The organism is Mycobacterium sp. TH-M15, assembly GCF_057473705.1.
Window position 1 is genome coordinate 1 of the sequence record NZ_JBYCLB010000495.1, and the last position, 1,605, is coordinate 1,605.

Here is a 1,605-nt window from a genome sequence, read left to right on the forward strand (position 1 = left end):
CTGCGCCACTCCGTCATGCCAGTCCTCTCACCGTGCGCGTCGGGCCTCGCCCGCCCTGGATCGACGCCACCATCTCCAGCACCCGCCGGGTCGGCCCGACCTCGTGCACCCGGAACATCCGGGCGCCGGCCGCCGCCGCCAGCGCGGTGGCCGCCAGCGTCCCCTCCAGACGCCCGGTCAGGCCCGCACCCAGGGTCTCACCGATGAAGTCCTTGTTGGAAAGCGACATCAGCACCGGCCAGCCGGTGTCGACGAGATCCGCGGTGTGCCGTAGCAACGCTAACCCGTGGAAGGTGTTCTTGCCGAAATCGTGGGTGGGATCGACCAGCACCGCATCCCGGGCCACCCCGGCGGCGACCGCCCGCTCGGCGGCGGCCGTGACCTCGGCGATGACGTCGTCGACGACGCCGCGGACCGTCGTCCCGTAGCAGACCCGGAACGGCCGGGTGCGCGGCGCGGCGCCGCCGGTGTGCGAACAGACCAGCCCGGCGCCGAATTCGGCGGCCACCACCGGCAGCGCCGGGTCGACGCCGGCCCAGGTGTCGTTGATCAGGTCAGCCCCGGCGGCGCAGGCGCGTTCGGCCACCTCGGCCCGCCAGGTGTCGACGCTGATCAGCTGGTCGGGGTAGGCGCCGCGCAGCCACTCGATGAACGGCACCACCCGGGCGGTCTCGGCGTCGGCGTCCACCTCGTCGCCGGGTCCGGCCTTCACCCCGCCGACGTCGATCACGTCGGCGCCGTCGGCGACGGCCCGGTGCACCGCGGCCTTGGCGTCCTCGTCGGCGAAGGCGGCGCCGGCGTCGTAGAAGGAGTCCGGGGTGCGGTTGACGATCGCCATGATCAGCGCCCGGTCAGGCGCCACCGGGCGGCCGCACAGGGTTGACTGCACACGTCCATGGTGCCTGGCGGCGAATCACCGGCGTGACGCCGGCTGCGACTTCTGCTTGCGGCCCCCGCAACCGAGCCTTACGGCCTCAGCACCACCCGGGTACCCGGCGGTTCGCGTCGATCCCATACCGCCTCAACCTCGGCCAGCGGCAGGGCCTGGGTCTTCAGCTCAACCTGACCGTCGGCCACCATGGCGAAGAGTCGCGGCAGGAACTCGGTGTGAGCTCGATGCTGGATATCGGGCGGGACGCTTCCCAAGCCCAGGCCGGCGATGGTGATGCCGGCGCTGCGCAGCACACTTGCCGGCAGGTTGATCGTCGGGCCCGCCATCTGACCGACCTGGACGAATCGGGTGGCGTGGAAGGTTGCGGCCAGCCCCTGGTTGGCGAGTGCGGCCAGGGTGTGTTCGGCGGGTTGCCCCCACACGTAGTCGATGACCGAGTCGAACGGCCGGTCGCGGTGCATCTCGGCAACCCGGGCACCGAGATCGTCATAGCCGAGCCGGATGACCTCGTCGACGCCGACACCGCGCAACCACTGCAAGCGGTCCGGGTCGCGACCGACCGCGACGACCTGCCGCACGCCGAACTCGGTCTTGGCCAGCTGCACGGCCAGGGAGCCGGTGACCCCGGTCGCCCCCAGCACCAGGACGCGGTGTTCGGGCTTGACTTGCGCAGCATGCCGTAGCGACAGCCACGCCGACAGACCCGGGTTGGG

The 1,605-nt window shown here is 71.9% G+C and carries 2 protein-coding genes; both read right to left on the reverse strand.

From position 1 onward, the window contains the following. Nucleotides 1-13 precede the first annotated feature (13 nt). Nucleotides 14-838, reverse strand: coding sequence for a dihydropteroate synthase (gene folP, locus AC2VNT_RS12090; protein WP_486947091.1), 825 nt, complete (start codon nt 836-838; stop codon nt 14-16). A 128-nt stretch (nt 839-966) separates the two neighbouring features. Continuing rightward, a partial coding sequence (locus AC2VNT_RS12095) for a zinc-binding dehydrogenase (protein ID WP_486947090.1) occupies nt 967-1,605 on the reverse strand: 639 nt, incomplete at its 5' end.